This is a genomic window from Sporomusa sphaeroides DSM 2875 (assembly GCF_001941975.2).
GTDB classification, from domain to species: domain Bacteria; phylum Bacillota; class Negativicutes; order Sporomusales; family Sporomusaceae; genus Sporomusa; species Sporomusa sphaeroides.
Window position 1 is genome coordinate 2,186,580 of record NZ_CP146991.1, and the last position, 25,445, is coordinate 2,212,024.

Sequence of the window (25,445 nt, forward strand, 5' to 3'; positions counted from 1 at the left end):
GATGAGGGCTGTTGTTCAATTGACCGATAATGCCAGTGTAACAGTCGATGATCAGGAGATTGCCGCTAACGGCACAGGCCTGACTGTTTTTCTGGGGGTAGGGCAGGAAGATACCGAGCTGGATGCTAACTACCTTGCGGAAAAAATTGTAAATTTACGAATTTTTCCTGATGAAGCGGGAAAAATGAATTTATCCCTTAAGGATATAAAGGGAGAACTATTGGTAGTTTCTCAATTTACCCTATATGGTGATTGCCGCAAGGGACGCCGGCCGAGTTTTGATACCGCTGCGCCGCCTGGGGAAGCTATATTCCTTTACGAATACTTCGTAACCCTATGCCGGGATATGGGGGTTCCGGTAGCTTGTGGCAAGTTTCAGGCTGAGATGATTGTCCGCTTGACTAACCATGGGCCGGTAACCATGCTGTTAGACAGCAAACGGCTGTTTTAAGCATATATTTCGCAGCAAAGAATTTTGCAGTCGCAGGCGGGTGGTGCATTAACAACGCTTTGTCACTGGCGGTTTGGTGTGTGCTTTTGCCAACATCCTACCCGCCTGCAAAAATAGTTAGCAGGTTATATATAGGAGCGTGATTTAAGTGAAAGTGATTCAGATGGGAGTAGGGCATTTAGGAACAAATTGTTATATCCTCTATTGTGAACAAACCTCAAAAGCCGCGGTGATTGATCCTGGTGGCAGCGCCGAAGCAATTATTGCCGAGATTAATAAGGCAGGGCTTAAAGTGGAATATATTATTAATACTCACGGACATGCGGATCATATTGCTGCCAATGATGCCGTTAAACAGGCTACCGGTGCAAAAGTCTTAATTCATTATGAAGATGCAGAGATGTTGACAAGCGCCGAGCGTAACCTGTCAATATATATCGGCGGTGGTATGGTCTGTCAGAGTGCCGACAGATTGCTAAGCCATAATGACACGATTAGTATTGGGAATATTGAATTAAAGGTGCTGCACACTCCTGGCCATACCCCCGGGGGCATCTGTCTCTTGACCGATTCACTGGTGGTAGCGGGAGATACCTTATTTGCAGGGTCAATTGGACGGACTGATTTCCCCGGTGGTTCTTACAGTCAGCTAATTCACAGTATCAAAGAAAATCTTATGCCACTCGCCGATGATGTCAGGGTACTGCCAGGACACGGTCCGGAAACCACAATTGGCTGGGAACGTACCCATAATTCCTTTATTCAATAAATGAATTAATAAAGGCAGGTAAAATGTATGACGATTGATTTATCTAATTTGCGCCAAATGTTTAGAGAGCGCGAGTATAAGCTTACGCCGCAGCGGCAGATTATTTTGCAGGTATTTATCGATAACCGTGATAAGCATTTAAGTGCTGAAGATGTTCACAATATTGTGCGTCAGCAGTCCAATGATATTGGTTTGGCGACAGTATACCGTACCCTTGAATTGCTTAGTGAACTCGATATTCTGCAAAAGATGGACTTCGGTGATGGACGCAGCCGGTATGAGATGAATGAAACCAGCACGCCGCACCACCACCATCATCTTATTTGTCTCTATTGTGGTAAGGTTATTGAGTTTGAGGATGATCTTCTGGATGATCTTGAGAATAAAATCTCTAAAAACAGTAACTTTACTATTGTCGACCATCAGGTAAAGTTTTATGGATACTGCGGGGAGTGCCGCGAAAAACGTGAAGAGTAAAGAGTTCTTTTATGCTGCTACTGGTGCGGAAATTGACGTGTTAGCTGCGGTGCGTGACATCATGGCCTTATTTAAGCTGACATATGCAGGAGGCTGGCCGGAAGGAGCCGCACTAACCAAACTTGGCGGCTCCAGTTTCCTGGTAGCGGTTGCTGTCAGCCCTGCAGGTGCTGAAGTAGCTGTCAAGGTAACTGTAAGTAACTGTGATTCAGACGGTAATTCTCAATCGCAAAGCGCGTGTCAGACTCGTCCGGTGCCGCCGGCAGGCGGTAAAAATGCCGGCAGGGAAGATGTGACAGGCGTTGCCAGGCATCTGGTACGCCTTACTTTGCTGTTGCTTATGCGTAAGATAACAGCAAAGAATCCAGCTCCCTGGGGAATATTACGCGGTGTACGTCCGACAAAAATTGCTCACCGGCTGTTGGACCAGGGCGAAAGTTGCCACAACATTATTAGCAGACTGGTGGAAGACTACGGCATAGAACCGGCAAAGGCTGAACTGGTCACAGGTATTGCCATTCATCAGCGGCCGATGCTTGCCAGACCAGGTCATCTTGCAGATGGTAAAAAAATAAGTATCTACATAGGTATACCCTATTGTCCATCGAGATGTTTGTACTGCTCATTTCCGGCATATGTGCTGCCTGAGCGCCGAGAACAGCTTGATGCTTTTTTACGGGCAATTACTAAAGACATCCAAAGTACTGCTAAACTGGTAGCCAAATATGGCCTGGCAGTGGAAAGCATCTATGTTGGTGGTGGAACTCCTACAAGTTTAACAGCCACTGATCTTAATAATCTGCTGCAGTTGATCAAGTGTGCTTTTTGGGGAGCAGAGACTAAAGAATGGACAGTGGAAGCCGGTCGGCCTGACAGCGTTAATGATGAGAAAATTGATGTTTTTCGCCATAACGGGGTAAACAGGGTTAGCATAAATCCACAAACCATGCAAAATAAAACTTTAAAACAGATTGGACGGCGGCATAGTGTTCAGGATATAATAGACATATTCGGGAAAATTCGCCGCGCGGCGATTCCAGTTATCAATATGGACGTAATCGCCGGTCTTCCCGGTGAAACGGCTGCTGATATGGATGATACCATGCGGCAAATCGTTGCACTTAATCCTGAAAATATTACGATACATACATTAGCTTTAAAGCGGGGCTCTATCCTGAAGGAATCCCTGAATTCCGGTATAATCAACGAACAAGTGTTGCCTAATGAGGAAACAACCCAGGCAATGCTGCAGCTTGCGACTCAATATACTGCCAGTATGGATATGCATCCTTACTACTTGTACCGGCAGAAGTATATGACCGGAAATTTTGAAAATGTTGGTTATGCTAAGCCGGGAACAGACTGCATTTATAATATTCAAATTATGGAAGAACGGCAAACCATCATTGGCATCGGGCCTGCTGCCGGTACTAAAGCGGTAAGCCACCAGGGTGTTTGGCGGCTTCAGAGCTGTTATAATGCGAAAGATGTTTTTGCATACATTGCAAATTTAGATAATTACTTATGTGAAAGAAATACCTTGCTTTCAAGACTGTATGGCGACCATAAGGAGGATTCATTATGCTGACAAGCGGACCGAGGGGAACAAAAGATATATTGCCTGACAGTAGCGGATACTGGCAGTATATAGAACAAGTAATCCGTGAAGTGTGCCATAATTTTGCTTATCAAGAGATTCGTACCCCGATTTTTGAGCATACTGAACTTTTTTTGCGCGGCATCGGCGAGACGACCGATATTGTTGAGAAAGAGATGTATACCTTTACTGACAGGGGTAAGCGCAGCATCACTTTGCGTCCTGAAAATACCGCAGCCGTAGTCAGGTCTTATTTAGAACATAAGCTATACGCCGGACCACAGCCGACAAAACTCTATTATATTGGGCCGATGTTTCGCTATGACCGGCCGCAAGCCGGCCGTTACCGTCAATTTCATCAATTCGGCGTTGAGGCTTTGAGCGCACCGGGGCCGGCCATTGATGCCGAAATTATCAGCCTGGCAGTCGAGTTTCTCAACAAATTAGGACTCAACGATTTAAAACTACTCATTAACTCGGTCGGTTGTCCGGCATGCCGTCCTGTTTACCGCAGCAGGCTGCAGGAGTTTTTCCGCGACAAATTATCGCATGTATGCCCAGATTGTCAGTCGCGCTATGACCGTAATCCTATGCGTATTTTGGACTGTAAGAACGAAGCCTGTACCGTGCAATCTCAGGGTGCGCCGCACATGGCAGACTGTTTGTGCGAGGAGTGCGGCAGCCATTTTACCGGCTTACAGGCATTGCTGACAGCTGCAGGCATTAGTTTTGTGCTTAATCCCCGGTTAGTGCGCGGGCTTGACTACTATACTAAAACCGCCTTTGAAATTCAATATGCGCCGTTGGGGGCACAGAGTGCGGTGTGCGGCGGCGGACGTTATGACGGCTTGATTGCCGAATGTGGTGGACAACCTACACCCGGTATTGGTTTTGCCATAGGGATGGAGCGGGTGCTGCTGGCTCTGGAAAAACAGGAATTACTGCCGTCAGTAACCAATGCCATTGAGGTCTTTGTTGCCCCGCTGGGGCAGGAAACACAGGCAGCTGCCTTTGAAATTTTGACAGAACTGCGCCGGGCAGGTATTGCCGCCGATATGGATTTTATGAACCGCAGTCTAAAGGCACAAATGAAGTATGCTAACAAGTATCCGGCCAGGTTTGTGGCACTTATCGGTGAAGATGAACTGGCACAAAATAAAGTAATGTTAAAAAATATGGAAGCAGGCAGTCAGGAATTAATTGACAAGGCTGACTTGATTTCGATGATTACAGAGGGGATGGAGAAGTAATGGCACAAATAGAAACAGCTCATGAAACAATTGTGATTGATACAATGCAGGGGTTAAAACGTACCCATGCCTGCAACGATTTAAATGAGGATCACACCGGACGGGAAGTCACCCTGTGTGGTTGGGTCTCAAGACGTCGTGACCATGGCGGGTTGATTTTTATCGATTTACGTGACCGCTCAGGCATTGTTCAGGTAGTATTTTCCCCTGATGTTGACAAAGACGCTTTTGTTAAAGCCGAGATGGTTAGGAACGAATATGTTTTAGCTGTACGCGGCGTGGTTAAAGCTCGTTCGGAAGCTACTGTCAATCCTAATATGGCTACAGGTACTATTGAAGTATATGGCAATGAACTAAAAATCCTAAATACAGCAAAAACCCCGCCTTTTTATATTCAAAATGGTATTGAGGTAGACGAATTGCTGCGTTTACGGCACAGATATCTTGACTTGCGGCGTCCTGAAATGCAACAGGATTTGATGCTCAGACACCGGGTAACAAAATCCATGCGGGATTTTCTTGATAAACATAATTTTGTTGAGATTGAAACTCCCATTCTCACCAAAAGCACCCCGGAAGGTGCGAGAGATTATTTGGTGCCAAGCCGGGTGAATCCGGGCAAATTTTATGCTTTGCCCCAATCTCCGCAAATCTACAAGCAGTTATTAATGGTTGCCGGCATGGAACGTTACTTCCAGATTGCCCGTTGTTTCCGTGATGAAGATCTGAGAGCTGACCGTCAGCCGGAGTTTACGCAGCTCGATATTGAAATGTCATTTATTGAACGGGAAGATATCCTGTCCCTGATGGAAAAGCTGATTGCCTACATCTTTAAAGAAGGTGTCGGTGCCGATGTACCTACACCCTTTGTCCGTTTAAGCTATGACGAGGCTATGGCCCGTTATGGTTCAGACAAACCTGACCTTCGTTTTGGCATGGAGCTGATTGATCTGTCCGGTATCTTTAAGGACTCCGGGTTTAAGGTGTTTGATGCGGTATTAGCTAACGGCGGACAAGTTAAGGCGATTAATGTTAAAGGCTACGCTAATGCACCCCGGCGTGAGCTTGATGGTCTGGTAGACTATGTTGCTACCTATGGAGCCAAGGGGTTAGCCTGGATTTCCTATACCACTGAGGGTCTGAAATCACCAATTACTAAATTCTTCAGTGAGGAAACCATCCAACAAATGACTGAGGCCGCTCAGGCTGAAACCGGTGACTTGTTGCTGTTTGTTGCCGATAAACCTAGTGTGGTGGCAGCCGCATTAGGACAGCTCAGACTGGAGATGGCCCGTCGTTTAAACTTAATTGATCCCGATAAGCTTTCTTTCCTGTGGGTTATTGATTTCCCCATGTTTGAATACGACGAAGAAGACAAGCGCTGGGTTGCCATGCACCATCCGTTTACCTCGCCGCGTGATGAAGATGTTCAGTATCTGGGCAGCGAACCTGGCAAAATTAGAGCCAAAGCTTATGATATGGTGCTTAACGGTATCGAACTTGGCGGCGGCAGCATCAGGATTTATAATCGCAGCCTGCAGGAAAAAGTTTTCACAGGCATCGGTTTAACACCTGAAGAAGCTGTGGAGAAATTTGGTTTTCTGCTTGAAGCCTTTGAATATGGCACTCCGCCCCATGGTGGCATTGCTTTTGGTCTGGACCGTTTGGTTATGCTTATGGCCAAACGCGCTTCTATCCGGGATGTCATTGCTTTCCCCAAAACCCAAAGTGCTTCCGATATGATGATGCAGGCACCGGCAGAAGTCGGGCAGCGGCAGCTTAAAGAACTATATATAAAATCTGAGGTTGTTACCAAAAAATAAGCTGGAAAAATATTCTACAGCTGCTACTCTTGCAATTGTTTGACTTATTTGATAATATTAAAGCGAACAAAGGAAGCAGCTCAACCCTGCTGTGCACGTGTAAAGTCTATGTTTTGAGCCAACACATTGACTTAGGGAGCCAGGCTCTGATTATAGCGTGTATGCCCAGGATACAAGGGACACATAAAGTAGTCAGGCGAGCACCCACCTGCCGAGGGCAGGTTCAAAACACAGGCGATACGGCATAGTGGGGATTGGGTATGCCAACTGAATTGATTTACAATGGATTATCCCTCTCAGGTATATGAGGCGGGATAATCCATTTTCTTTTAAAGTAGTAGTAGCCTTTGCCAGGAATTTTCACATTTAGACAGAATAGTAATCAGATACCTTATATGTAGAATATAGCAACATATTTTGATGGGAGTGAAAGTTTTGCGATTAGTCGATTTACGAAGTGATACCGTAACCATGCCGACAGCGGCAATGCGCGAGGCAATGTACCGGGCAGAGGTAGGCGACGATGTATATGGGGAAGACCCCACGGTAAATAGGCTGGAAGAACTGGGGGCCCGGATGACAGGCAAAGAAGCCAGTTTGTTTGTTGCCAGTGGCACGATGGGCAACCAATTAGCGATATTAGCCCATACACAACGGGGGGATGAAATTTTATGTGAGGCAGAGTCTCATATCTTTTTCTATGAAGTGGGAGGGTTAGCTGTTTTGGCTGGCGTTCAGGCAAAAACACTTGCCGGTCACCGGGGCATTTTAACGCCAGAGGTTGTGAAACCGGCGATTCGCCCTCAGGATATTCATCAGCCACGCTCTTCGCTAATCTGTTTAGAGAATACGCATAATCGGGCCGGCGGCAAGTGTTACCCTGTTGAAACCCTTGCCGGCATCTATACACTGGCTCAAGCACATACTATACCTGTTCATATGGATGGTGCCAGAATATTTAATGCAGCTGCCAGGCAGCAGGTTGCTGTGGAAAAACTTACTGCATATGCGGACTCGGTCATGTTTTGCTTGTCCAAAGGTTTAGGCGCTCCTGTTGGTTCCTTATTGGCAGGTTCAAGGGATTTCGTGGAAACCTGCCGCCGCTATCGCAAGATGCTTGGCGGTGGCATGAGGCAAGCCGGTATTATTGCGGCTGCCGGTATTGTTGCGCTTTCCACCATGGTGGAGAGATTGGAGCAAGATCATGCACATGCCCGGATGCTGGCCGATGCTGTTGCTAATATGGGGATAGGCTTTGATGCAAGCGATGTTGAAACTAATATTGTAGTTATCGATACCATGCAGAGTGGGAAAACTGCCGCCGAGTTATCTGCATGTTTTGCTGGACAAGGAATTAAAATCAGTCAGTTTGGTAATCACAAAATTCGTATGGTAACCCACTATGGAATTACCAGGGATGATATTCAATATACCATTGATACAATGGCACGCATAATAAAAGGGTGATATTGTGGAGCTGTTTTCTCAAAACTTATTTGACCCCAAGCCGAAGGACAGCAGGCCGCTCGCTGTAAGAATGCGTCCCCAAACACTGGAAGAATATATTGGGCAGGAAGAAGTCATTGGTCAGGGAAAATTTTTGCGGCGAATGATCGAGTCTGATAATATTCCGTCAATGATTCTCTATGGACCGCCGGGAACAGGTAAAACAACACTTGCTCACATTATTGCACAAACCACCGGCAGCCAGTTTGAAAAATTAAATGCTGTTGCCGCCGGCACAGCCGATATTCGAAAAGTAGTGGAAAGTGCGCAAGAACGGCTTAGGCTCCATCAGCGGCGAACCATATTGTTTGTGGATGAAATTCACAGATTTAACAAAGGACAGCAGGATGTCCTGCTGCCATATGTTGAAAATGGCACCGTTATTTTAATTGGAGCAACTACTGAAAATCCATATTTTGAAGTAAACTCGCCGCTTCTGTCCCGCATGCGGGTAATCCGGCTCACACGGCTTAATGAGCAGGGGATTATTCAGATCATACAACAAGCCCTGACTGACGGTGAACGAGGACTCGGACAGGAAGGAATAAGCTGTGACAACGCTGTGCTGGCGAAAATTGCCGCAATTGCCGGTGGTGATGCGCGCACGGCGCTCAACATACTTGAACAGGCAGCCGCCATGTTTGGGCCGGATCAGGCCCGGATACTCACTCCGGAGATTATTGAAACAGTCGCCGGCGAAAAATTGCAAGCCTATGATAAAAAAGGCGACAACCATTATGATGTCGTGTCAGCCTTTATAAAAAGCATACGGGGTTCAGACCCTGACGGGGCACTGCATTATCTTGCAAGAATGCTCGAAGCTGGCGAAGATGTTAAGTTTATCGCCAGGCGTCTGGTTATTAGTGCGGCTGAAGATATCGGTAATGCTGATCCGCAGGCAATTGTCGTAGCTATGGCTGTGGCTCAAGCGGTGCAGTTTATCGGTATGCCTGAAGGCCGGATTCCGTTGGCCCAGGCAGTGACATATTTGGCCTGTGCGCCTAAAAGCAATGCAGCCTATGTGGCTATTGACGAAGCCATCACCGATGTACGGAAGCTGGACTGCGGTCCGGTTCCCCAGCATCTTCGCGACAGTAATTATGGCGGCGCTCATAAGCTTGGCAGCGGCAAGGGCTATCTTTATCCTCACAACTATGACGGCGGCTTTGTTGAGCAGCAATACCTGCCAGATAAGCTAAAAAACAAGATATACTATCAGCCTACCTGCCATGGTTTTGAAACAGGTTTTGCTGAAAGACTTGGGCATATCCGCAAAAAGAATCCCAACTAAAAGAAAAATGGCCCCCCAAGGGAGCCATTTTCTTGATTCATAGACTGTATAAATTTTACGTACTGAGATAAGCACCGGCGCGAGTGTTCGATTATGCATAACGGTCGTCCCGCGCCGGCGGTTTTCATAGTATGATTAAGTTGATTATTTAAAAATACCGAACGGTTTGCCAACAGGAAGAAAGGGTTTGCCGAAATGAACATTAAGAGTAGCAGCAGCGCTGCCATAAAAACCGAACAAAGCAATTAAGAGTTCAGACCAGGCAGCCAGCACATGCCAGCCATGGCCGAAACCAAAGGCGTCTGCTGCCAGGCCAATAAACAGAAAATCAATAAGAAAGAATATAATGAAAAGAACTTTATTGGTTTCCATAGCGCCGATGGTCATAAACACACTAAAGATAAGGAACCCAAGGAAGGCAACTCCCAACTGAGCACCGTCAACATTGGCAGCTAATACTGGTCCGAAAGCTCCCATTTTAATCAGCCAACTGGCAGCCACCGCAAGCCAGAACAGACCATATGCGCCAAAAGCTGTTGCGCCAAAGGTGTTATTGTGCTTGAAATCATTAAAGCAAGCAATCAATTGAGCAATGGCACCCAAAAAAATAGCCCAGGGAACAACAAAAGAAAGTCCTGTAGTCCAGCCAAGTTTTTGGGTAGAGGCTACGAAAGTAACCATTGCTAACCCAAATAGGCCCAGCCCGCCCGGATCGGCTGTGACGATTTTTACCGATTGTGTGTTGCTCGTATTGAGACTCATGAAAAACCTCCTAATATATACTATGTTTAAAAAATAACATAGTCAGAATAGCTTGTCAATCCGGTAAAATTTTAATTTAATTGAGATTTTTTTTAGCGTCAAGTTTTACGTGCTGTAAGGATATAAATGGCAGCTGAAACTGCTAAAATACAGCTTGAACTGACGCATAGAGCGTTATAGATGACGAATACTAAAAAAATTAACGGTTTCGCCTTTGACAATTATCCATAATTTTGCTATATTAAAAAATGTAAAAGCAAGAAAACCTATCATAATACTCGGAAAAGCCGGGCTGGGAGAGGTTGCAGTGAAGTTATCAACGAAAGGGAGATATGGCGTAGCGGCTATGTATGATTTGGCACTTCACTATGGACAAGGCGCCATTTCACTTAAAAGCGTAGCTCAGCGTCAAGGAATATCCGAACATTATCTGGAACAGTTAATGGGTACACTAAGGAAGGCCGGATATGTAAAAAGCGTCCGGGGAGCCCAAGGCGGTTATGCATTGACTAAAGATCCCGCAGAAATTTCGGTTGGTGATGTAATCCGCACGATGGAAGGGCCAATTGCCCCGGTTGACTGTTTGCTGGCTGATGATGCAAGCAGAACCTTCTGTGAACGGGTTGATATATGTGTGACCCGCGGTGTTTGGGCTAAGGTAAGAGACAGCATTACTTCTGTGATAGATTCAATTACACTCGCAGACTTATGCAATGAAGAAAAGGGACAAGGAGATGAGTAGCATGAAACGTATTTACTTTGACCATTCGGCCACGACTCCCGTTGACCGGGAAGTTGCTGAATTGATGCTGGAATATATGACCGACAAATTCGGCAATGCATCCAGCGTCCATGCTTTTGGCCGGGAAGCCCGCAAAGCGATGGAGGATGCCCGGGAAAAGGTGGCTGCCTTGATTAACGCTGAACCGAGGGAAATTTTCTTTACCAGCGGCGGCACAGAAGGGGATAACTTAGCCATTAAGGGTGTGGCTTATGCCAACCGCAAGAAAGGAAATCATATAATTACTACAGGTATTGAGCATCACGCTATTTTTCATACCTGCGAATACCTTGAAAAACAGGGCTTTACTGTTACCTATCTGCCGGTTGACGAAAATGCCATGATTAGCCTGGAAGACTTAAAAAATGCCATAACAGACAAGACCATACTTATTAGTGTTATGTTCGCCAATAATGAAGTTGGAACAATTCAACCAATCAAAGAAATCGGACAACTTGCACGGGAAAAGGGAATTTATTTTCATACCGATGCCGTACAGGTTGCCGGCAATTATCCTATTGATGTAAAAGAATTAAATATAGATATGCTGACCTTGTCAGGTCATAAATTCTATGCCAGCAAGGGCGTTGGTGCCCTCTATATCCGCCGTGGTGTAAGAGTTGAGGAAATTCAGCATGGTGGCGGTCATGAACGTAATATGCGGGCCGGTACCGAAAATGTACCAGGAATTGTCGGATTAGGGAAAGCAGCAGAAATCGCTAAACAGGATATGGATAAGAAGGTCGCTTATGTTACCGGCTTGCGCGACAAGCTTATTGCCGGCGTTATGGAGAAGATTCCCCATGTAAAGCTAAATGGTCATCCGGAAATGAGAATGCCGGGCAATGCTAACTTCAGCTTCCTGTTCATCGAAGGGGAGTCATTGCTCTTGAATCTTGATATGAAAGGAATTGCGGCTTCCAGTGGTTCTGCCTGCACTTCCGGTTCTTTAGATCCCTCGCATGTCCTCTTAGCTATGGGTCTAAGCCACGAAGTAGCGCATGGTTCACTTAGAGTTACACTGGGTAAGGGAAATACAGAGGCAGATGTCAACTACTTCCTGGACGTTGTACCGGAAATTGTGGAACGGCTGCGCAGCATGTCGCCGTTATATGGAAGCGCGGCTGAATTTAAGCCGTCTAATCCTTGCTCTAGTTGCCATCATCATCACTAATTGAAGGTTGAGGAGAGGATACTAATGTATAATGACAAAGTTATGGACCATTTCTCCAATCCCCGTAATGTCGGCGAAATAAAAGACGCTGCCGGTGTTGGTGAAGTGGGTAATGCCAAATGTGGCGATATTATGCGGATTTATCTGCAAGTGGAAAATGACATAATTACCGATGTTAAGTTTAAAACCTTCGGCTGTGGCGCGGCCATTGCCACCAGCAGTATGGTAACAGAGATGGTTAAAGGCAAAACCCTGGATGAAGCCTTGACAATCTCCAACCAGGCGGTGGCTGAGGCATTAGGTGGTTTGCCTCCGGCAAAAATGCACTGTTCTAATTTGGCAGCCGATGCGCTGCATGAAGCTATAAAGGACTACATTGCTAAAAAAGGAAAGTGATTTATGAATGGCTGACAAGCCCAGAGTGGTTGTAGCCATGAGCGGAGGGGTGGACAGTTCTTTAACTGCCGCCCTTCTTGTTCATCAAGGCTATGATGTAATCGGCGCGACAATGCAAATATGGGAAAAAGATCAGGGGAGTGATGATCCTGACAGTAGAGGCTGTTGTTCCCTATCAGCGGTTGATGACGCCAGACGGGTTGCCAATAAACTCGGCATTCCCTATTATGTATTAAACTTCCGGGATATGTTTCAGGAAACTGTTGTCAAGTATTTTATGGCAGAGTATTCCGCAGGCAGAACCCCTAATCCCTGTATTGCCTGCAACCGTTATGTCAAATTTGAAGGTCTGCTGACTAAAGCGCTGGCTTTGGGGGCAGAGTATGTGGCCACCGGCCATTATGCTCAGATTCGCTATGATGAAAACCGGCAGCGTTATATTCTGCAAAAGGGGGTAGACCCTGCTAAAGATCAGTCCTATGCCTTATATCACCTGAATCAGCATACTTTAAGCCATTTTTTAATGCCTTTAGGCAGTTTTACAAAAACCGAGACAAGAAAACTGGCTAAAGAGCTGGAGTTGTCGGTTGCCGATAAACCGGACAGCCAGGAAATTTGTTTTGTGCCTAATGATGACTATAAAGCTTTCCTGAAAGAACGGATACCTGAATCACTCAGACCGGGAAATATTATTGATACTACCGGCAAAGTATTAGGCAAACATCAGGGGGTGCAGCTTTATACCGTCGGGCAGCGCAAAGGTCTTGGCTTAGCGGTTGGCAAACCTTTGTATGTGGTGGCGGTTGATGCAGAGCGTAATGAAGTGATTGTCGGCTCAGATCAGGATGTTTTTGCATCCGAACTTGTTGCTGATGATCTCAATTTTATTACTATCGATAACCTGGACAAGCCACTTGTTGCCGACGCCAAAATTCGTTATAGTGCAATGCCGGCGAAAGCCACGGTAACACCAATCGGCAATGGACAAGTGCATGTAAGGTTTGCTGCGGCGCAGCGCGCCATAACGCCCGGGCAATCAGTAGTATTTTACCATGATGATATTGTTGTCGGTGGCGGCATTATTACAAAAGTAGTGAAATAGCAGTACGGATGCTATAAACAGTCTGAATTCTGGTTATACTAATACTACCATCTGCTCAGGAGGCCTATGATGCAAAAATTACGTGAAATATTTGGCCTGCCGGTGCTTATTACCGGGACCGGCACGCAGATTGGCGAGGTAAAAGAAGTAATTGTAGACTTGGAGCAGGCTGTTGTTCGTGGTATTGTCCTTGCTGGCGCTAATTGGTTTACTAACGACCAGGGTATATTGTTTGAAGATTTATCCAGGGTAGGCAGTGCCGCCGTCATGGTCAGGGCTGCTTATGCGGTGCGGGACTTAACACCGGCTATGATGCCGGGAACGGTCTACCATTTGAATGATTTACTGGATAAGCCGATTTATACTGATGCCGGATTAAGTTTAGGCATATTGGTTGACGCTCTTTTTGACTCTGCTACCGGTGAGATAAAGGCTTATGAAGTTTCTGAAGGCCTTATCACTGATTTGTTGTATGGCCGCAAAGTTATGCCGCTGCCTGAGGCACAAGTTGTTAGTCAGGAACTTGTGATAGTTCCTGACACTATGACCAATCTTCTTATACCTGAATCAAAAGAGGTGTGAGGTGGATTTGCATGACAACTTGTCCGGTATGCGGACGACATGGAATAGGTAAAGTGGGTGCCGACCAGTACTACTGCTGGGACTGTTGTGTGGAGTTTATGGTCCGGAACCAAGACGTAAAAATTTTTAATGTTGAGGCTGACGGCACTTTGACTCTATATGAGGATTTGCTGCAGGGTACTGTAAATCTAGAGGTACAAAAGGGGTGATATGATGCGCAGCAATTTTTGGCAAGGGTTGATCTTCGGTGGATTTCTAGGAACCGTACTCGGCGCTATCATAGGTCCCATGGCCAAACCACAGAAAAAACCGCTGCTTGAGCGCAGTACCGACACCGTTACCGACACCACCCGGGAGTTGATGCGGGGTGCGCGCCGGGCACGCCGGCGACTGATGAAAAAACTGGATTAGTATTCAGTAATAGGGAGGCCTTGTGGTCTCCTTTTTCTTATTCAACTACAGGAGGAAAATATGCAACTCACTAAAAAGCATTTCCGGCTTATTCTTGTACTATTATTTTTATCGGCAATTGTATATTTTCTCTGGCTTGTCCGCAGCAGCCTCTATCCATTCTTAATTGCTTTATTTTTAGTATATCTGCTTAATCCGGGCGTATGTTATCTGGAAAATAAAGGTCTGTCACGCGGCTGGTCTATTGCCCTGCTGTATGTTGTTGTATTTGCAGTTTTTGTCCTGGGAACAACTCGTCTTGTGCCTATTTTTGTCAATGACCTGGAAAATTTCGCCAAAGAATTACCGCATATTCTTAAAAAAGGTGAGGAACTGCTTTATCTTATTCAGAGTCAATATCAAAATTCAGTTATACCGTATTCCATGCGTGTTGCTATTGATGATTCCATGTTGGCGTTGCAACAGGCAGGTCAGTCTTTTGCCCGTGAATTGGCCGGCAGTATTATGGGCTTGCTTTCCCATGTAATCGGGCTGGCTATTACGCCGATACTGGCTTATTATTTCCTGCGCGATGGGTACTCAATCAAAGAAGGCATCTTTCGGTTGGTTCCGTGCCATTGGCGGAATGAACTAACCCTGGCCCTTAAGGACATTGATACCGTATTAAGCGGAATCATTCGCGGCCAGCTTACCGTAGCCCTAATTGTCGGTGTATTAGTGAGCTCCGGCTTATATTTGTTTCATGTTCCTTTTGCCCTGTTAATAGGCATTGCCGCCGGGTTGCTTGATATTATTCCGTATTTCGGCGCATTTATTGGAGCCGCCCCGGCCGTAACCCTGGCCTTGCTGGAATCACCCGTATTGGCCCTGAAGGTGGCAATATTATTTTTGGTTATCCACCAATTGGAAGGTAGTGTTATTGCCCCGAAGATATTAGGAGAGAGTGTGGGGCTGCATCCGCTTACAGTAATCTTTTTTTTGTTTGCCGGCGGAGAATTATTTGGGATTATTGGCATGCTGCTGGGCGTACCGGTGGCGGCAGTAGGAAAAGTACTTGTTAAGCATAGTATTAAGCTGTTGTTATAGTTTTTCCTGAAATGAGCCTTATTAAGTTAACATGTCTGTGATGTTAACTTAATACTAGCAAGCCACTTAACAAGACCAAATATTGACACTAAATCTTAAACTGTAGTATAATTCCACCAGAATAATGCTTAAATTTAGCACATTGGAGCTGATTGATTTGAAACAACTAACCGGAAACGAACTGCGAAAACTGTTTCTGGATTTCTTTGCAAGTAAAGATCATCTAATTCAGTCAAGTTATTCACTCATTCCTGAGAATGATCCGTCCCTGCTGTTAATCGGTGCAGGGATGGCTCCATTTAAACCCTTTTTTACCGGCAAAATGAAACCGCCGCATACCCGGATTTCTACAAGTCAAAAATGTGTTCGTACCGGTGATATTGAAAATGTAGGCAGAACTGCGCGCCATCATACTTTTTTTGAAATGCTTGGCAATTTTTCTTTCGGTGATTATTTTAAAAAAGAAGCCATTGCCTGGGCCTGGGAATTTCTGACCGAGAAGTTGGAATTGCCCCAAGACAAGCTCTGGATTACCATACATACCGGTGATGATGAAGCTTTTGACATCTGGCATAATGATATTAAAATTCCGGCAGACCGTATTATCCGGCTGGAAGAGAATTTCTGGGAAATTGGCCCAGGACCCTGTGGTCCCTGTTCGGAAATCCATATTGATTTAGGTGAAGAGCGGGGATGCGGCAAGCCTGGCTGTGCAGTAGGCTGTGATTGTGACCGTTATTTAGAAATTTGGAATTTGGTCTTTACTCAGTTTGACCGGGATGAAAACGGCAATTATACGCCGCTTGCCAAGAAGAATATTGATACCGGCGCCGGCCTGGAGCGGATAGCTTCAGTGCTGCAACATAAACGTTCAAATTTTGAAACCGATTTATTATACCCCATTATCGAGTATGCGGCGAATGTAGCCGGTGTTACCTATGGACAATCTGCTAAAAATGATGTGTCGTTAAAAGTAATTGCCGACCATGGCCGCAGTATGACGGTTATGATTGCCGACGGTGTGCTGCCTTCCAATGAAGGACGCGGTTATGTTCTGCGCAGGATTTTGCGGCGGGCTGTCCGCCATGCCCGCTTGCTGGGGATTGAAAAACCGTTCCTCACAGATATTGTTGATGTGGTTTCCCGTATTTTCGCTGAGGCCTATCCGGATATTAGCGACAAAAAAGCATATCTGAAAAAAGTAATTCAATTAGAAGAAGAACGTTTCCATACCACCCTTACTCAGGGGATTGAATTATTAAATAAACATATCCAGGAATTGACCCAAGCCGGCAAAACTACCCTTGACGGTACAACCGCCTTTAAGCTGTACGATACCTTTGGCTTCCCGTGGGAGCTCACGGAAGAGATTTTGAGCGAACATAACATGACTTTAGATAAGCAAGGTTTTAACCAGGCCATGACTGAACAACGCGAACGGGCCCGTGCCGCACGCCAGGACAGTGAAGAGCAGGTTGTTATTCCTGATTTATCAGATTTGGTGACAGAAGAGCTTAGTTATAAACCTGATGCCGAAACTGCCAAAGTCGTCCTGCTGTTTAAAGCAGGTAAAATTGTTGAAGAAGCCTTTGACGGGGATGAAATTGCCGTTATTTTAGATGTTACGCCTTTTTACGCCGAAGGTGGCGGTCAGGTGGGAGATACCGGCCTGATTACCGGTTTACTGGGTAAAATCGAAGTAAACAATACCCGCAAGCTGCCTGATGGAACGATTTACCATATTGGTCAGGTGAGTGAAGGTTCAATCAAAACCGGTGAAACGGCTGATTTAACCGTAGATTTTGCCAGACGCCGGCATATTGCCCGTAATCATACTGCCACTCATCTGCTGCATGCTGCTTTAAAACAAGTGTTGGGCGGACATGTTAATCAGGCCGGTTCCTCTGTTGATGACAGTCGTCTGCGTTTTGACTTTACGCATTTTGCGCCTGTAACCGCCGGACAGCTTGCTGAAGTTGAGGAAATTGTAAATGATGTCATTTTGAATAACACCAGTGTTGGCATTATTGAGACTACTCAGGATGTAGCCAAGGAAATGGGAGCAATGGCTCTGTTTGGTGAAAAATACGGTGAGCAGGTACGGGTTGTCATGGTAGACAGCTTTAGTAAAGAACTGTGTGGCGGTACGCATGTTGACGTTACTGCCGAAATTGGCCTGTTTAAAATTATCAGCGAGGCAGGCATTGGTGCCGGGATGCGCCGGATTGAGGCTGTTACCGGTTATGGGGCACATGAATACCTCAAGGCTCAAACCGGCCTTATCAAGGAAGCGTCAGCCTTGCTTAAGACCCGGCCGGAAGAAATGGTAACCCGGCTTGAGGGTCTCAACGGACGTGTCCGTGATTTAGAAAAAGAAGTAAGTGCACTGCAGACAAAATTGGCTAAGAACGAGGTACAAGACCTGTTAGCCGCTATTAAAGATATTAATGGCGTGCAGGTTGTTATCGGGCAAGTGGTTGCTGCCGACATGGAAAATCTGCGTGCAACCGGCGACATGGTGCGAGACCGTTTACAATCCGGTGTAGTTGTGCTGGGTGCTGTTAACGGCGATAAGGTTAATTTTATTGCGATGGCAACTGCCGATTGTGTAAAAAAAGGTATCCATGCCGGCAATATCATTAAGGAAACAGCCAAAACGGCTGGCGGCGGCGGCGGCGGGCGGCCTGACATGGCTCAAGCCGGTGGCAAGCAGCCGGAAAAAATCGGTGAAGCACTGCAGATTGCCGAACAAATTATTAAAACACAAATAAAATAGGTCGTACTTTACCAAAAAAGACCGGTTTACAGGCAGGCTTTGAGGCCTGCCTGTAAAAATTTTAATAAACTAACAGGAAAAATATAGTGAGAAGTAGAATATATAGGTTAATGCTTTGCCGATAATATAAGGGAGGAGGAGGCTTTATGACCAACACATCCCAAGAGACCATGATGTTTAAAGTACATAATGATGAAACCAATGCAGCGGAAGTAATCCTGACTACGGTTTACCAGTCATTAAGGGAAAAAGGCTACAATCCGATAAATCAATTGGTTGGATATTTGCTATCCGGTGACCCAACGTACATAACCAGTCATAATAATGCGCGCAGTTTAATTCGCAAGCTGGAACGTGATGAAATTATTGAGGAGTTAGTCCGAGCCTATCTTAAAAACAAGTAAATGGATTATCAGGTACTTGGCCAAACCGGTCTTAAGGTGTCAAAACTATGTTTTGGCGGACTCACTATTGGCCCCTTGCAGTCAAACCGCCCGCTTGCCGAGGGGGCTGCCGTTATGAGAGCAGCGTTTGATGCAGGGGTCAATTTTGTTGATACTGCCGAATTATATGGTACATATCCTTATATTCGGAAAGCCATGGCTGATGGCGGGAAACATATAATTATTGCGTCCAAATCTTATGCCTATACTTATGAGGATATGCGGACAAGCGTGGAAACTGCCTGCCGCGAAATTGGCCGTGATTATATTGATATATTTCTACTGCATGAACAGTCTTCCAGAATGACGCTCAAAGGTCATGCGGACGCGCTGGCGTACTTGTGTGATGCCAAACGTCAGGGAATAATCAGGGCAACCGGTGTGTCAACCCATACCATTGACGTTGTGCGGGCCGCTGCCCTCATTGAGGAAATAGATATAATTCATCCCATAATCAACATAAAAGGAATTGGCATTACGGACGGGACTGCCGGAGAAATGCTGGAAGCCATCCGCTTTGCGGTAGACTGTGGCAAAGGCATCTATGCGATGAAAGCATTGGGCGGGGGACACTTGAATGCCATTGCTGCGCAGGCTTTTGCCTGGATACTGGCTCAGTCAGGCATTACTTCCATTGCTGTCGGTATGCAGACAATCGATGAAGTGCTGCTGAATACAGCCATATTTTCCGGAAAAAATCCTGACAGTCAGCTCTGGGACAACGTGAAAGCAGCACCCAGAAGACTGCTGGTGGAAGATTGGTGCGCCGGTTGCGGCCAGTGTGCCTCGCGCTGTCCGGCAGGGGCATTAGCCGTTGTTGAGGGCAAAGTCAGAGCCGATTACGCCCGGTGTATCTTATGCGGTTATTGCGGCGCCTATTGTCCGGATTTCTGTTTAAAAGTAATTTAATAAAAATATCTATTTTGCTATATATTTTGGAGGATATATGCGTATACTAGCACTTGACGTTGGGGACAAAACCATAGGTGTGGCTGTTTGTGACGAACTCAAACTGACAGCACAAGGGGTGGAGGTTGTCAGGCGAACGACGCCGTCCCGGGACTTTGCCAGGCTGAAAGAACTGATTAACCAGTATCAAGTGGGATTGGTTGTTATCGGTTTGCCCAAAAATATGAATGGTACTATCGGTCCCCGGGGTGAACTCGTAAAACAGTTTGCTCAGGACATGCTGCAAACTATTCCGGATGTGGAAGCTGCCTTTTGGGATGAACGCCTGTCAACCGTAGCGGCGGAAAAGTCATTGATAGCGGCTGATGTCAGCCGGGCCAAACGCCGTCAGGTTATTGATAAAATGGCTGCTGTATTTATACTGCAGGGCTATCTTGACAGTTTGCCCCGCACAACAGCAAGAGAGCCATAGGTTTCCTTGACAGGATATGTTTTCTAGGATACAATTACATTGCGTATGAGTAAAATGAGGTGAAGAAATGGCTGACAATGAAAAAGATGATATCATGGAGTTTGAAGACGAACCGGTAGTAGTCATGACTGACGAAGAAGGCAACGAATACTATTATCGCGAAGATATGATTGTTCCTGTTGGTGACAAGCGTTTCGCTATACTGGTACCCATCGACGTTGAAGAAGAAGGCGGCGAAGACAGCTGTAGCTGCGGTTGTGGCTGTGATGAAGAAACCGATGTGTTTATTGCCCGGATTGATGTTGATGAAGATGGCGAAGAAATTTACGTAGATCCAACAGATGAAGAGTTTGAAGCAGTTCGCCAGGCTTATGAAGAATTAGTTTTTGAAGACGAGGAAGAATAAAAATAAAGAAGCCGAACAGGCTTCTTTTTTTATTGTTTGTCTACCTTGGCATTATATATTATAATATAATAGCTTCAGATTACAGGAACGGGAGATAGTTAATGATTATGCTGAAAAATTTGATGTCTACAACAACTATGGTCAGCATACTGGTAATAACACTTGTTGGTTTTAGCGCTATGCTTGGCTGGACGTTTGCTCAACCGGCCGGTACTGCCGGTGAACCGGTTGTTTTTACTGTTAAACCAGGCACTCCGACCAAAGTAATTGCAGATGAACTGGAAAACAGAGACTTAATTAAAAATGCGTTCGTCTTTCGGATTGCTGCTAAGCTTCGAGGTGTGGAAAACTCGCTGCAGGCTGGAGAATATGCGATTAGCCCGGTAATGCCAGTGAACCAAATGCTTGATATGATGTCACAAGGTCAAACCGCCTATCAGCAAATTACTATTCCGGAAGGATATACCGTTGATCAGATTGCCGGGCTATTGGCTGAGAAAAAAATAGCTGATCCGGAAAAGTTTAAAGCTTTGGCTAAAACCTTTTCCCCCTATCCGTATATGCAAGCTAACCCTAATACAAAATATAGTGCCGAAGGATTTATTTTTCCTGACACATACCGGTTTGCCAAGGGAATCAGTGAGGAAGAAATGCTGGCCCTGATGGTCAAACAATTTGATGCCAAACTAACACCTGATCTCAGACAGCAGGCAGCCCAACAGGGGCTTTCTGTCCGTGAGGTCATTATCCTGGCTTCACTGGTAGAAAAAGAAGCTAAACTGAGTGAAGAACAGCCGGTAATTGCCGGTGTATTTTCAAATAGAATGAAGAAAGACATGCCGCTGCAATCCTGTGCCACCATTCAGTATATTTTGGGGTATCCGAAGGCTGAACTTACCATTCAGGATACACAAATTGATTCCCCGTATAACACCTACCAGAGTATGGGATTGCCGCCAGGACCTATTGCCAATCCGGGCAGTGCAGCCATTAAAGCGGTACTTTTTGCTGAGAAGACCGATTATTTGTATTTTGTTGCCGATAAACAGGGCAAGCATCACTTTAGTAAGACTTATGAAGAACATTTGAGCGCAATCAGTCAGGTGCAGATTTAGTATGGACAAGCAACAGCAGATCTTAATTACCATGCAGGACTACGCCAATATTCATAAGGTACCAATTATCAGCCGGGAAGGCGGCCGCTTGCTGCAGGAAGTGACTGCAGCCGCCAAACCGGTATCGATTTTAGAAATCGGGACAGCGATTGGCTATTCCACGCTCTTATTGACGGCTGCAATGGCACCGAATGGCAAGATCACAACCATTGAGCAAGATGGAGCCCGGCTCGAAATTGCCAGCAATTTTTTGGCTCAGGCGGGCAAGCTTGAGCAGGTTACCATGATTGCCGGTGATGCCGGCGAGGTTTTACCGGCATTAACCGGCAGTTTTGATTTGGTATTTATTGATGCAGCCAAGGGGCAATATCTTGACTATTTGCATAAAGTTATGGATAAACTGCTTCCAGGAGCTGTTATTATTGCCGATAATGTTCTATTTAGAGGCTGGGTTCTTGATGACAGTAACGCACCCAGACGTTTTCGCACAATTATTAAACGGCTTAAGGCGTACCTTGACTTTGTAACTAAGGATAAGCGGTTCAAGACGGTAGTGCATCACACTGGTGATGGTATGGCCGTATCGCATTATCAGGGAAGGGCGAATATATGAAAATACCGGAGTTGTTAGCCCCAGCGGGGAATTTAGAAAAACTAAAGATGGCGCTCCTTTATGGAGCAGATGCTGTGTATATGGGCGGAAAAGCATTTGGCCTGCGGGCCTTCAGCGACAATTTTGAAGAACATGAACTGAAACAAGGCATTGATTTTGCTCACAGTCTGGGCAAAAAAGCCTATATCACGATTAACATTTTTCCTCATAATGATGACCTGGCTGCTTTGCCTGATTACATACGCACTGTTGCTGCTATGGGCGCTGATGCTATCATTGTCTCAGATCTTGGCGTCTTTCGCATAGCCCGCCAAGTCGCGCCGGCGCTGCCTATTCATATCAGCACACAGGCTAACAGCACAAACTGGTCGACCGTTCAGTTTTGGCAAGAGCTTGGTGCAGCACGGGTGGTGCTGGCAAGAGAACTTTCACTGGCCGATATCAGACTTATTCGGGAAAAGGTAGCTGTTGAACTGGAAGCTTTTGTTCATGGTGCGATGTGTATGTCTTATTCGGGGCGCTGTCTGATAAGCAATTATCTAACAGGACGTGACGCTAACCGGGGACAATGTGCGCAGCCTTGCCGCTGGAAATATCATGTTATGGAAGAAAGCAGGCCGGGAGTTTATCTGCCTGTGGTGGAAGATGAACGCGGTACCTATATCTTCAATTCCAAAGACTTATGTCTTATTACTTATTTGCCTGAGTTAATTGACAGTGGCTTAGACAGTTTTAAAATTGAAGGCCGCATGAAAAGTGTTCATTATGTTGCTACCGTTATCAAGGTTTACCGGGAAGCCATTGATGCTTATGTCAGTGCAGGCGGTGCCTTTCACTTTAAGCAGGAATGGCTGGAAGAACTGCAAAAAGTATCGCACCGGGAATATACAACCGGCTTTTATTTTAATAAAACTACCGAACAGGATCAGATTTATACTTCGTCCAGCTATTTGCAAACCCATGATTTTATCGGACTTGTCAAAGAATATGATCCGGCAACAGGCAGGGCTGTTGTTGAGCAGCGCAACAATATGAAGGTTGGGGAACAAATTGAAATTATGCAGCCTGGCAGAGAAAATTTCGTTCAGACCATTCGGGCGATGTTTGATGCCGAAGGTCATGCTATCGATGTAGCGCCTCACCCGCAGCAAATTATAACCATGCCGGTAGACAAACCAGTGGTACCTTACGCTATGCTAAGGCGTCCTGAGGCCAAACGGGGGTTTGAATGAAAGACACGATAAAACCGATCTGCATTCAGGTTGAACCCAAAGATGTAAATTTTGTCAACCGAATCATGGAAGGATATGAATATCTGGGGGTTGTCAGTACTTTGGACCGGAAGGCCGGAATTTTGATAATCCGGGCAACCCCGGATACGGTCGGCGATGTCCGTGAAATACTGGCCCATCTGCCGATTGAGGTTCAATATATTGAAGCCTGAATAACCTTTTACTTTAATAAGCCATACTATGCCTATATGTTTCATACAGAAAGGCGGCAGTATGGCTTATTCCAATAGACGCATTTATCAATTGTTATTGTTTTTTCTGGTGGCAGCAGGCTTCTTAGTTCTGCGATTGTTTTATCTTCAGATTATTCACGGTCCGCAGTTAGCGCTGGAAGGGCTGAGTATTCGTGTGCAGGAACTACCGGTAGAAGTTGCCAGAGGCGAGATATTGGATTGTAACCGTTTACCGTTAACCAGCACTTCGCAACAATATAATGTTATCGTATTTCCCGGTCAAATTGAGCATAAAACAGGACAAGCGTTACATAAACTGGATACCATTATCGACTTGCCGCAGGTGCAGCTTGATATGGCGCTGCGCCGCCTAAGCACCAGCCAATATCCTTTTCGGCTGGCTAAAGATATCGGTTATGATGCTGCTCGGAAGATCAACGAAATGCAGATACCAGGGATTGTGGCTGTTGCTGAAAAAGTTCGCTATGGTCATGGTGCGCTGGCTGCTCATGTGGTTGGTTATATCAATGCGGCAGATAACAAAGGGGTCAGCGGCATTGAGGGGATGTATGATGAATTATTACATGGCAGCCAGCCTGAATATGTGGCCGCACTTGTAGATGCCGGCCAGCAGCTTATTCCCGGCCTGGGCTATAAACGGATGAAACTCACTGCCGGCAACAGAGAAAGCAATATTATTTTAACCATTGACAAACATATTCAGCAAAAAGTCGAAGAAGTTATGGATCATACTATGGTTAAGGGTGCCGTGGTAGTTATGCGCCCCCATACAGGCGAGGTGCTGGCTATGGCTTCACGGCCGGCTTTTGATGCGAATAATCTGAGCCATTATTTGGATCAAAACAGTGCTCCGCTCTTAAACCGGGCAATTTCAGCCTACCAGCCCGGATCGGTGTTTAAATTGGTAGTAGCCGCAGCTGCATTGGAAAGCAAGACCGTGCGCATGGATGACAGCTTTTTTGATCAAGGCTTCATTGATGTGAATAATGTCCGGTTCCAGGGATGGGATTACGAACAAGGGCCCAAAGGCCGGCTGACGCTTACGGAAGCCATGGCCCATTCCAGTAATCCGGTATTTATTGAAATAGCTTTAAAACTGGGAGCTGACAAGCTTATTACTATGGCCCAAAAGCTTGGGTACGGTTCCCGGACCAAGCTGGATTTTTGGGGTGAAAGTAAAGGTAATTTGCCGGAGAGTGATCAGTTATATCCGGGTGATTTGGCTAATTTAGCCATTGGCCAGGGTTTTTGTGAAGCTACACCGGTACAGTTGGCCCAAATGACGGCAACCATTGTCAACGACGGGATCAAAGTGGAGCCATATATTGTAAGCATGTTTGCCAGTCCTGACGGTGCAATTGTAAAAAAATTTCAACCCAGTTCGGCGGTGCGGGTAATGTCACGGCAAACGGCCGAAAGATTGCGGACAATGATGGCAGCTGTTACTCAATATGGAACCGGCCAGGCTGCTTATGTAGAAGGGGCTGGTTCGGCCGGTAAAACAGGTTCGGCTGAAACCGGGCGAATCAGTTCAACCGGTAAAGGTATTAACCACGCTTGGTTTGCCGGGTTTACACCCCTTGATCGGCCGCAATATGTCATAGTTATATTTGTCGAAGAAGGCATGTCAGGCAGCAATGTTGCTGCTCCCATTTTTCGGGAAATAGCAGCAGCTGTTTTGAAGCAGTAACACGGCTGGCAGGAAGGGAATACCTTCATCGTTTTTTGTAGTCAAAATAAAAAATATATGCTAAAATGTAAAAGCTG

Annotated in this window: 27 protein-coding genes and 1 other RNA gene; 27 read left to right on the forward strand and 1 reads right to left on the reverse strand. The window is 45.9% G+C overall.

Annotation, left to right across the window (positions count from 1 at the left end):
• Position 1 precedes the first annotated feature (1 nt).
• The 9 genes from dtd (at position 2) to SPSPH_RS10160 (ending at position 9,164) form a co-directional block, all read left to right on the forward strand.
• Positions 2 to 451, forward strand: a complete 450-nt coding sequence (gene dtd, locus SPSPH_RS10120) for a D-aminoacyl-tRNA deacylase (RefSeq protein WP_075755561.1) — start codon at positions 2 to 4, stop codon at positions 449 to 451.
• A gap of 148 nt (positions 452 to 599) precedes the next feature.
• Positions 600 to 1,220: an MBL fold metallo-hydrolase gene (locus tag SPSPH_RS10125; protein ID WP_075755562.1), complete on the forward strand. Its 621-nt coding sequence runs from the start codon at positions 600 to 602 to the stop codon at positions 1,218 to 1,220.
• A gap of 27 nt (positions 1,221 to 1,247) precedes the next feature.
• Positions 1,248 to 1,697: a Fur family transcriptional regulator gene (locus SPSPH_RS10130; protein ID WP_075755563.1), complete on the forward strand. Its 450-nt coding sequence runs from the start codon at positions 1,248 to 1,250 to the stop codon at positions 1,695 to 1,697.
• Positions 1,687 to 3,285 carry a coproporphyrinogen dehydrogenase HemZ gene (gene hemZ, locus SPSPH_RS10135; protein ID WP_075755564.1) on the forward strand — a complete coding sequence of 533 codons (1,599 nt, stop codon included), beginning with the start codon at positions 1,687 to 1,689 and terminating at the stop codon, positions 3,283 to 3,285. The genes SPSPH_RS10130 and hemZ overlap by 11 nt, the downstream gene beginning before the upstream one ends.
• Positions 3,279 to 4,544 (forward strand): histidine--tRNA ligase, encoded by a 1,266-nt coding sequence (hisS, locus tag SPSPH_RS10140; protein ID WP_075755565.1) that lies wholly within the window; start codon positions 3,279 to 3,281, stop codon positions 4,542 to 4,544. The genes hemZ and hisS overlap by 7 nt, the downstream gene beginning before the upstream one ends.
• 35 nt (positions 4,545 to 4,579) lie before the next feature.
• Positions 4,580 to 6,367 (forward strand): aspartate--tRNA ligase, encoded by a 1,788-nt coding sequence (aspS, locus tag SPSPH_RS10145; RefSeq protein ID WP_075756048.1) that lies wholly within the window; start codon positions 4,580 to 4,582, stop codon positions 6,365 to 6,367.
• An 80-nt stretch (positions 6,368 to 6,447) separates the two neighbouring features.
• Positions 6,448 to 6,625, forward strand: a non-coding RNA gene (ssrS, locus tag SPSPH_RS10150) — 6S RNA.
• 177 nt (positions 6,626 to 6,802) lie between these two features.
• Positions 6,803 to 7,834 (forward strand): low-specificity L-threonine aldolase, encoded by a 1,032-nt coding sequence (gene ltaE, locus SPSPH_RS10155; RefSeq protein WP_075755566.1) that lies wholly within the window; start codon positions 6,803 to 6,805, stop codon positions 7,832 to 7,834.
• Between the two features lie 4 nt (positions 7,835 to 7,838).
• Complete coding sequence (locus tag SPSPH_RS10160) at positions 7,839 to 9,164, forward strand: replication-associated recombination protein A (RefSeq protein ID WP_075755567.1); 1,326 nt, start codon at positions 7,839 to 7,841, stop codon at positions 9,162 to 9,164.
• Between the two features lie 144 nt (positions 9,165 to 9,308).
• Here the strand turns inward: SPSPH_RS10160 and SPSPH_RS10165 are convergent, their stop codons facing one another.
• Positions 9,309 to 9,926: an acetate uptake transporter gene (locus SPSPH_RS10165; RefSeq protein WP_075755568.1), complete on the reverse strand. Its 618-nt coding sequence runs from the start codon at positions 9,924 to 9,926 to the stop codon at positions 9,309 to 9,311.
• A gap of 307 nt (positions 9,927 to 10,233) precedes the next feature.
• On the opposite strand from SPSPH_RS10165, the gene SPSPH_RS10170 reads away from it, so the two are divergent.
• The 18 genes from SPSPH_RS10170 to SPSPH_RS10255 all read left to right on the forward strand — a co-directional run bounded on the left by SPSPH_RS10170 (position 10,234) and on the right by SPSPH_RS10255 (position 25,368).
• Positions 10,234 to 10,668, forward strand: a complete 435-nt coding sequence (locus SPSPH_RS10170; RefSeq protein WP_075756049.1) for an RrF2 family transcriptional regulator — start codon at positions 10,234 to 10,236, stop codon at positions 10,666 to 10,668.
• 1 nt (position 10,669) lies between these two features.
• A complete protein-coding gene (gene nifS, locus SPSPH_RS10175; protein WP_075755569.1) occupies positions 10,670 to 11,881 on the forward strand; it encodes a cysteine desulfurase NifS in 1,212 nt (403 codons plus the stop codon).
• Between the two features lie 24 nt (positions 11,882 to 11,905).
• Positions 11,906 to 12,277: a Fe-S cluster assembly scaffold protein NifU gene (gene nifU, locus SPSPH_RS10180; protein ID WP_075755570.1), complete on the forward strand. Its 372-nt coding sequence runs from the start codon at positions 11,906 to 11,908 to the stop codon at positions 12,275 to 12,277.
• A gap of 7 nt (positions 12,278 to 12,284) precedes the next feature.
• The gene (gene mnmA / locus SPSPH_RS10185) at positions 12,285 to 13,379 is read left to right on the forward strand and encodes a tRNA 2-thiouridine(34) synthase MnmA (RefSeq protein ID WP_075755571.1); all 1,095 of its coding nucleotides are present in this window, start codon (positions 12,285 to 12,287) and stop codon (positions 13,377 to 13,379) included.
• Positions 13,380 to 13,445: 66 nt separating this feature from the next.
• On the forward strand, positions 13,446 to 13,961 hold the full coding sequence (locus SPSPH_RS10190) for a PRC-barrel domain-containing protein (RefSeq protein ID WP_083945468.1): 516 nt from the start codon (positions 13,446 to 13,448) through the stop codon (positions 13,959 to 13,961).
• 11 nt (positions 13,962 to 13,972) lie between these two features.
• Entirely contained in the window at positions 13,973 to 14,170 is a 198-nt protein-coding gene (locus SPSPH_RS10195; protein ID WP_075755573.1) for a hypothetical protein, read from the forward strand.
• A 1-nt stretch (position 14,171) separates the two neighbouring features.
• The gene (locus SPSPH_RS10200; protein ID WP_146196577.1) at positions 14,172 to 14,372 is read left to right on the forward strand and encodes a hypothetical protein; all 201 of its coding nucleotides are present in this window, start codon (positions 14,172 to 14,174) and stop codon (positions 14,370 to 14,372) included.
• 60 nt (positions 14,373 to 14,432) lie between these two features.
• The gene (locus tag SPSPH_RS10205; protein ID WP_075755575.1) at positions 14,433 to 15,458 is read left to right on the forward strand and encodes an AI-2E family transporter; all 1,026 of its coding nucleotides are present in this window, start codon (positions 14,433 to 14,435) and stop codon (positions 15,456 to 15,458) included.
• 157 nt (positions 15,459 to 15,615) lie between these two features.
• A complete protein-coding gene (alaS, locus tag SPSPH_RS10210; protein ID WP_109298193.1) occupies positions 15,616 to 18,234 on the forward strand; it encodes an alanine--tRNA ligase in 2,619 nt (872 codons plus the stop codon).
• Between the two features lie 146 nt (positions 18,235 to 18,380).
• Positions 18,381 to 18,638, forward strand: coding sequence for an IreB family regulatory phosphoprotein (locus SPSPH_RS10215; RefSeq protein ID WP_075755577.1), 258 nt, complete (start codon positions 18,381 to 18,383; stop codon positions 18,636 to 18,638).
• A complete protein-coding gene (locus SPSPH_RS10220; protein WP_075755578.1) occupies positions 18,639 to 19,586 on the forward strand; it encodes an aldo/keto reductase in 948 nt (315 codons plus the stop codon). It abuts the gene before it with no gap.
• A 37-nt stretch (positions 19,587 to 19,623) separates the two neighbouring features.
• Complete coding sequence (gene ruvX, locus SPSPH_RS10225) at positions 19,624 to 20,058, forward strand: Holliday junction resolvase RuvX (protein ID WP_075755579.1); 435 nt, start codon at positions 19,624 to 19,626, stop codon at positions 20,056 to 20,058.
• 67 nt (positions 20,059 to 20,125) lie between these two features.
• Positions 20,126 to 20,464 (forward strand): DUF1292 domain-containing protein, encoded by a 339-nt coding sequence (locus tag SPSPH_RS10230; RefSeq protein WP_075755580.1) that lies wholly within the window; start codon positions 20,126 to 20,128, stop codon positions 20,462 to 20,464.
• Between the two features lie 101 nt (positions 20,465 to 20,565).
• Positions 20,566 to 21,579, forward strand: coding sequence for an endolytic transglycosylase MltG (gene mltG / locus SPSPH_RS10235; RefSeq protein ID WP_233138780.1), 1,014 nt, complete (start codon positions 20,566 to 20,568; stop codon positions 21,577 to 21,579).
• Position 21,580: 1 nt separating this feature from the next.
• A complete protein-coding gene (locus tag SPSPH_RS10240) occupies positions 21,581 to 22,192 on the forward strand; it encodes an O-methyltransferase (protein WP_075755581.1) in 612 nt (203 codons plus the stop codon).
• Complete coding sequence (locus tag SPSPH_RS10245) at positions 22,189 to 23,424, forward strand: peptidase U32 family protein (RefSeq protein ID WP_075755582.1); 1,236 nt, start codon at positions 22,189 to 22,191, stop codon at positions 23,422 to 23,424. Before SPSPH_RS10240 ends, SPSPH_RS10245 begins: the two co-directional genes overlap by 4 nt.
• Positions 23,421 to 23,636, forward strand: coding sequence for a DUF4911 domain-containing protein (locus tag SPSPH_RS10250; RefSeq protein WP_075755583.1), 216 nt, complete (start codon positions 23,421 to 23,423; stop codon positions 23,634 to 23,636). Before SPSPH_RS10245 ends, SPSPH_RS10250 begins: the two co-directional genes overlap by 4 nt.
• 61 nt (positions 23,637 to 23,697) lie before the next feature.
• Positions 23,698 to 25,368, forward strand: coding sequence for a peptidoglycan D,D-transpeptidase FtsI family protein (locus SPSPH_RS10255; protein ID WP_075755584.1), 1,671 nt, complete (start codon positions 23,698 to 23,700; stop codon positions 25,366 to 25,368).
• Positions 25,369 to 25,445: the final 77 nt, after the last annotated feature.

Coding starts and splice junctions, on each gene's coding strand:
- SPSPH_RS10130 (WP_075755563.1), top strand. CDS start 1,248: ATGACGATTGATTTATCTAATTTGCGCCAAATGTTTAGAGAGCGCGAG.
- mltG (WP_233138780.1), top strand. CDS start 20,566: ATGATTATGCTGAAAAATTTGATGTCTACAACAACTATGGTCAGCATA.
- SPSPH_RS10205 (WP_075755575.1), top strand. CDS start 14,433: ATGCAACTCACTAAAAAGCATTTCCGGCTTATTCTTGTACTATTATTT.
- dtd (WP_075755561.1), top strand. CDS start 2: ATGAGGGCTGTTGTTCAATTGACCGATAATGCCAGTGTAACAGTCGAT.
- SPSPH_RS10200 (WP_146196577.1), top strand. CDS start 14,172: ATGATGCGCAGCAATTTTTGGCAAGGGTTGATCTTCGGTGGATTTCTA.
- SPSPH_RS10255 (WP_075755584.1), top strand. CDS start 23,698: ATGGCTTATTCCAATAGACGCATTTATCAATTGTTATTGTTTTTTCTG.
- SPSPH_RS10250 (WP_075755583.1), top strand. CDS start 23,421: ATGAAAGACACGATAAAACCGATCTGCATTCAGGTTGAACCCAAAGAT.
- ruvX (WP_075755579.1), top strand. CDS start 19,624: ATGCGTATACTAGCACTTGACGTTGGGGACAAAACCATAGGTGTGGCT.
- SPSPH_RS10215 (WP_075755577.1), top strand. CDS start 18,381: ATGACCAACACATCCCAAGAGACCATGATGTTTAAAGTACATAATGAT.
- SPSPH_RS10230 (WP_075755580.1), top strand. CDS start 20,126: ATGGCTGACAATGAAAAAGATGATATCATGGAGTTTGAAGACGAACCG.
- SPSPH_RS10245 (WP_075755582.1), top strand. CDS start 22,189: ATGAAAATACCGGAGTTGTTAGCCCCAGCGGGGAATTTAGAAAAACTA.
- SPSPH_RS10190 (WP_083945468.1), top strand. CDS start 13,446: ATGATGCAAAAATTACGTGAAATATTTGGCCTGCCGGTGCTTATTACC.
- mnmA (WP_075755571.1), top strand. CDS start 12,285: ATGGCTGACAAGCCCAGAGTGGTTGTAGCCATGAGCGGAGGGGTGGAC.
- nifS (WP_075755569.1), top strand. CDS start 10,670: ATGAAACGTATTTACTTTGACCATTCGGCCACGACTCCCGTTGACCGG.
- SPSPH_RS10220 (WP_075755578.1), top strand. CDS start 18,639: ATGGATTATCAGGTACTTGGCCAAACCGGTCTTAAGGTGTCAAAACTA.
- hisS (WP_075755565.1), top strand. CDS start 3,279: ATGCTGACAAGCGGACCGAGGGGAACAAAAGATATATTGCCTGACAGT.
- SPSPH_RS10240 (WP_075755581.1), top strand. CDS start 21,581: ATGGACAAGCAACAGCAGATCTTAATTACCATGCAGGACTACGCCAAT.
- SPSPH_RS10165 (WP_075755568.1), bottom strand. CDS start 9,926: ATGAGTCTCAATACGAGCAACACACAATCGGTAAAAATCGTCACAGCC.
- nifU (WP_075755570.1), top strand. CDS start 11,906: ATGTATAATGACAAAGTTATGGACCATTTCTCCAATCCCCGTAATGTC.
- SPSPH_RS10195 (WP_075755573.1), top strand. CDS start 13,973: ATGACAACTTGTCCGGTATGCGGACGACATGGAATAGGTAAAGTGGGT.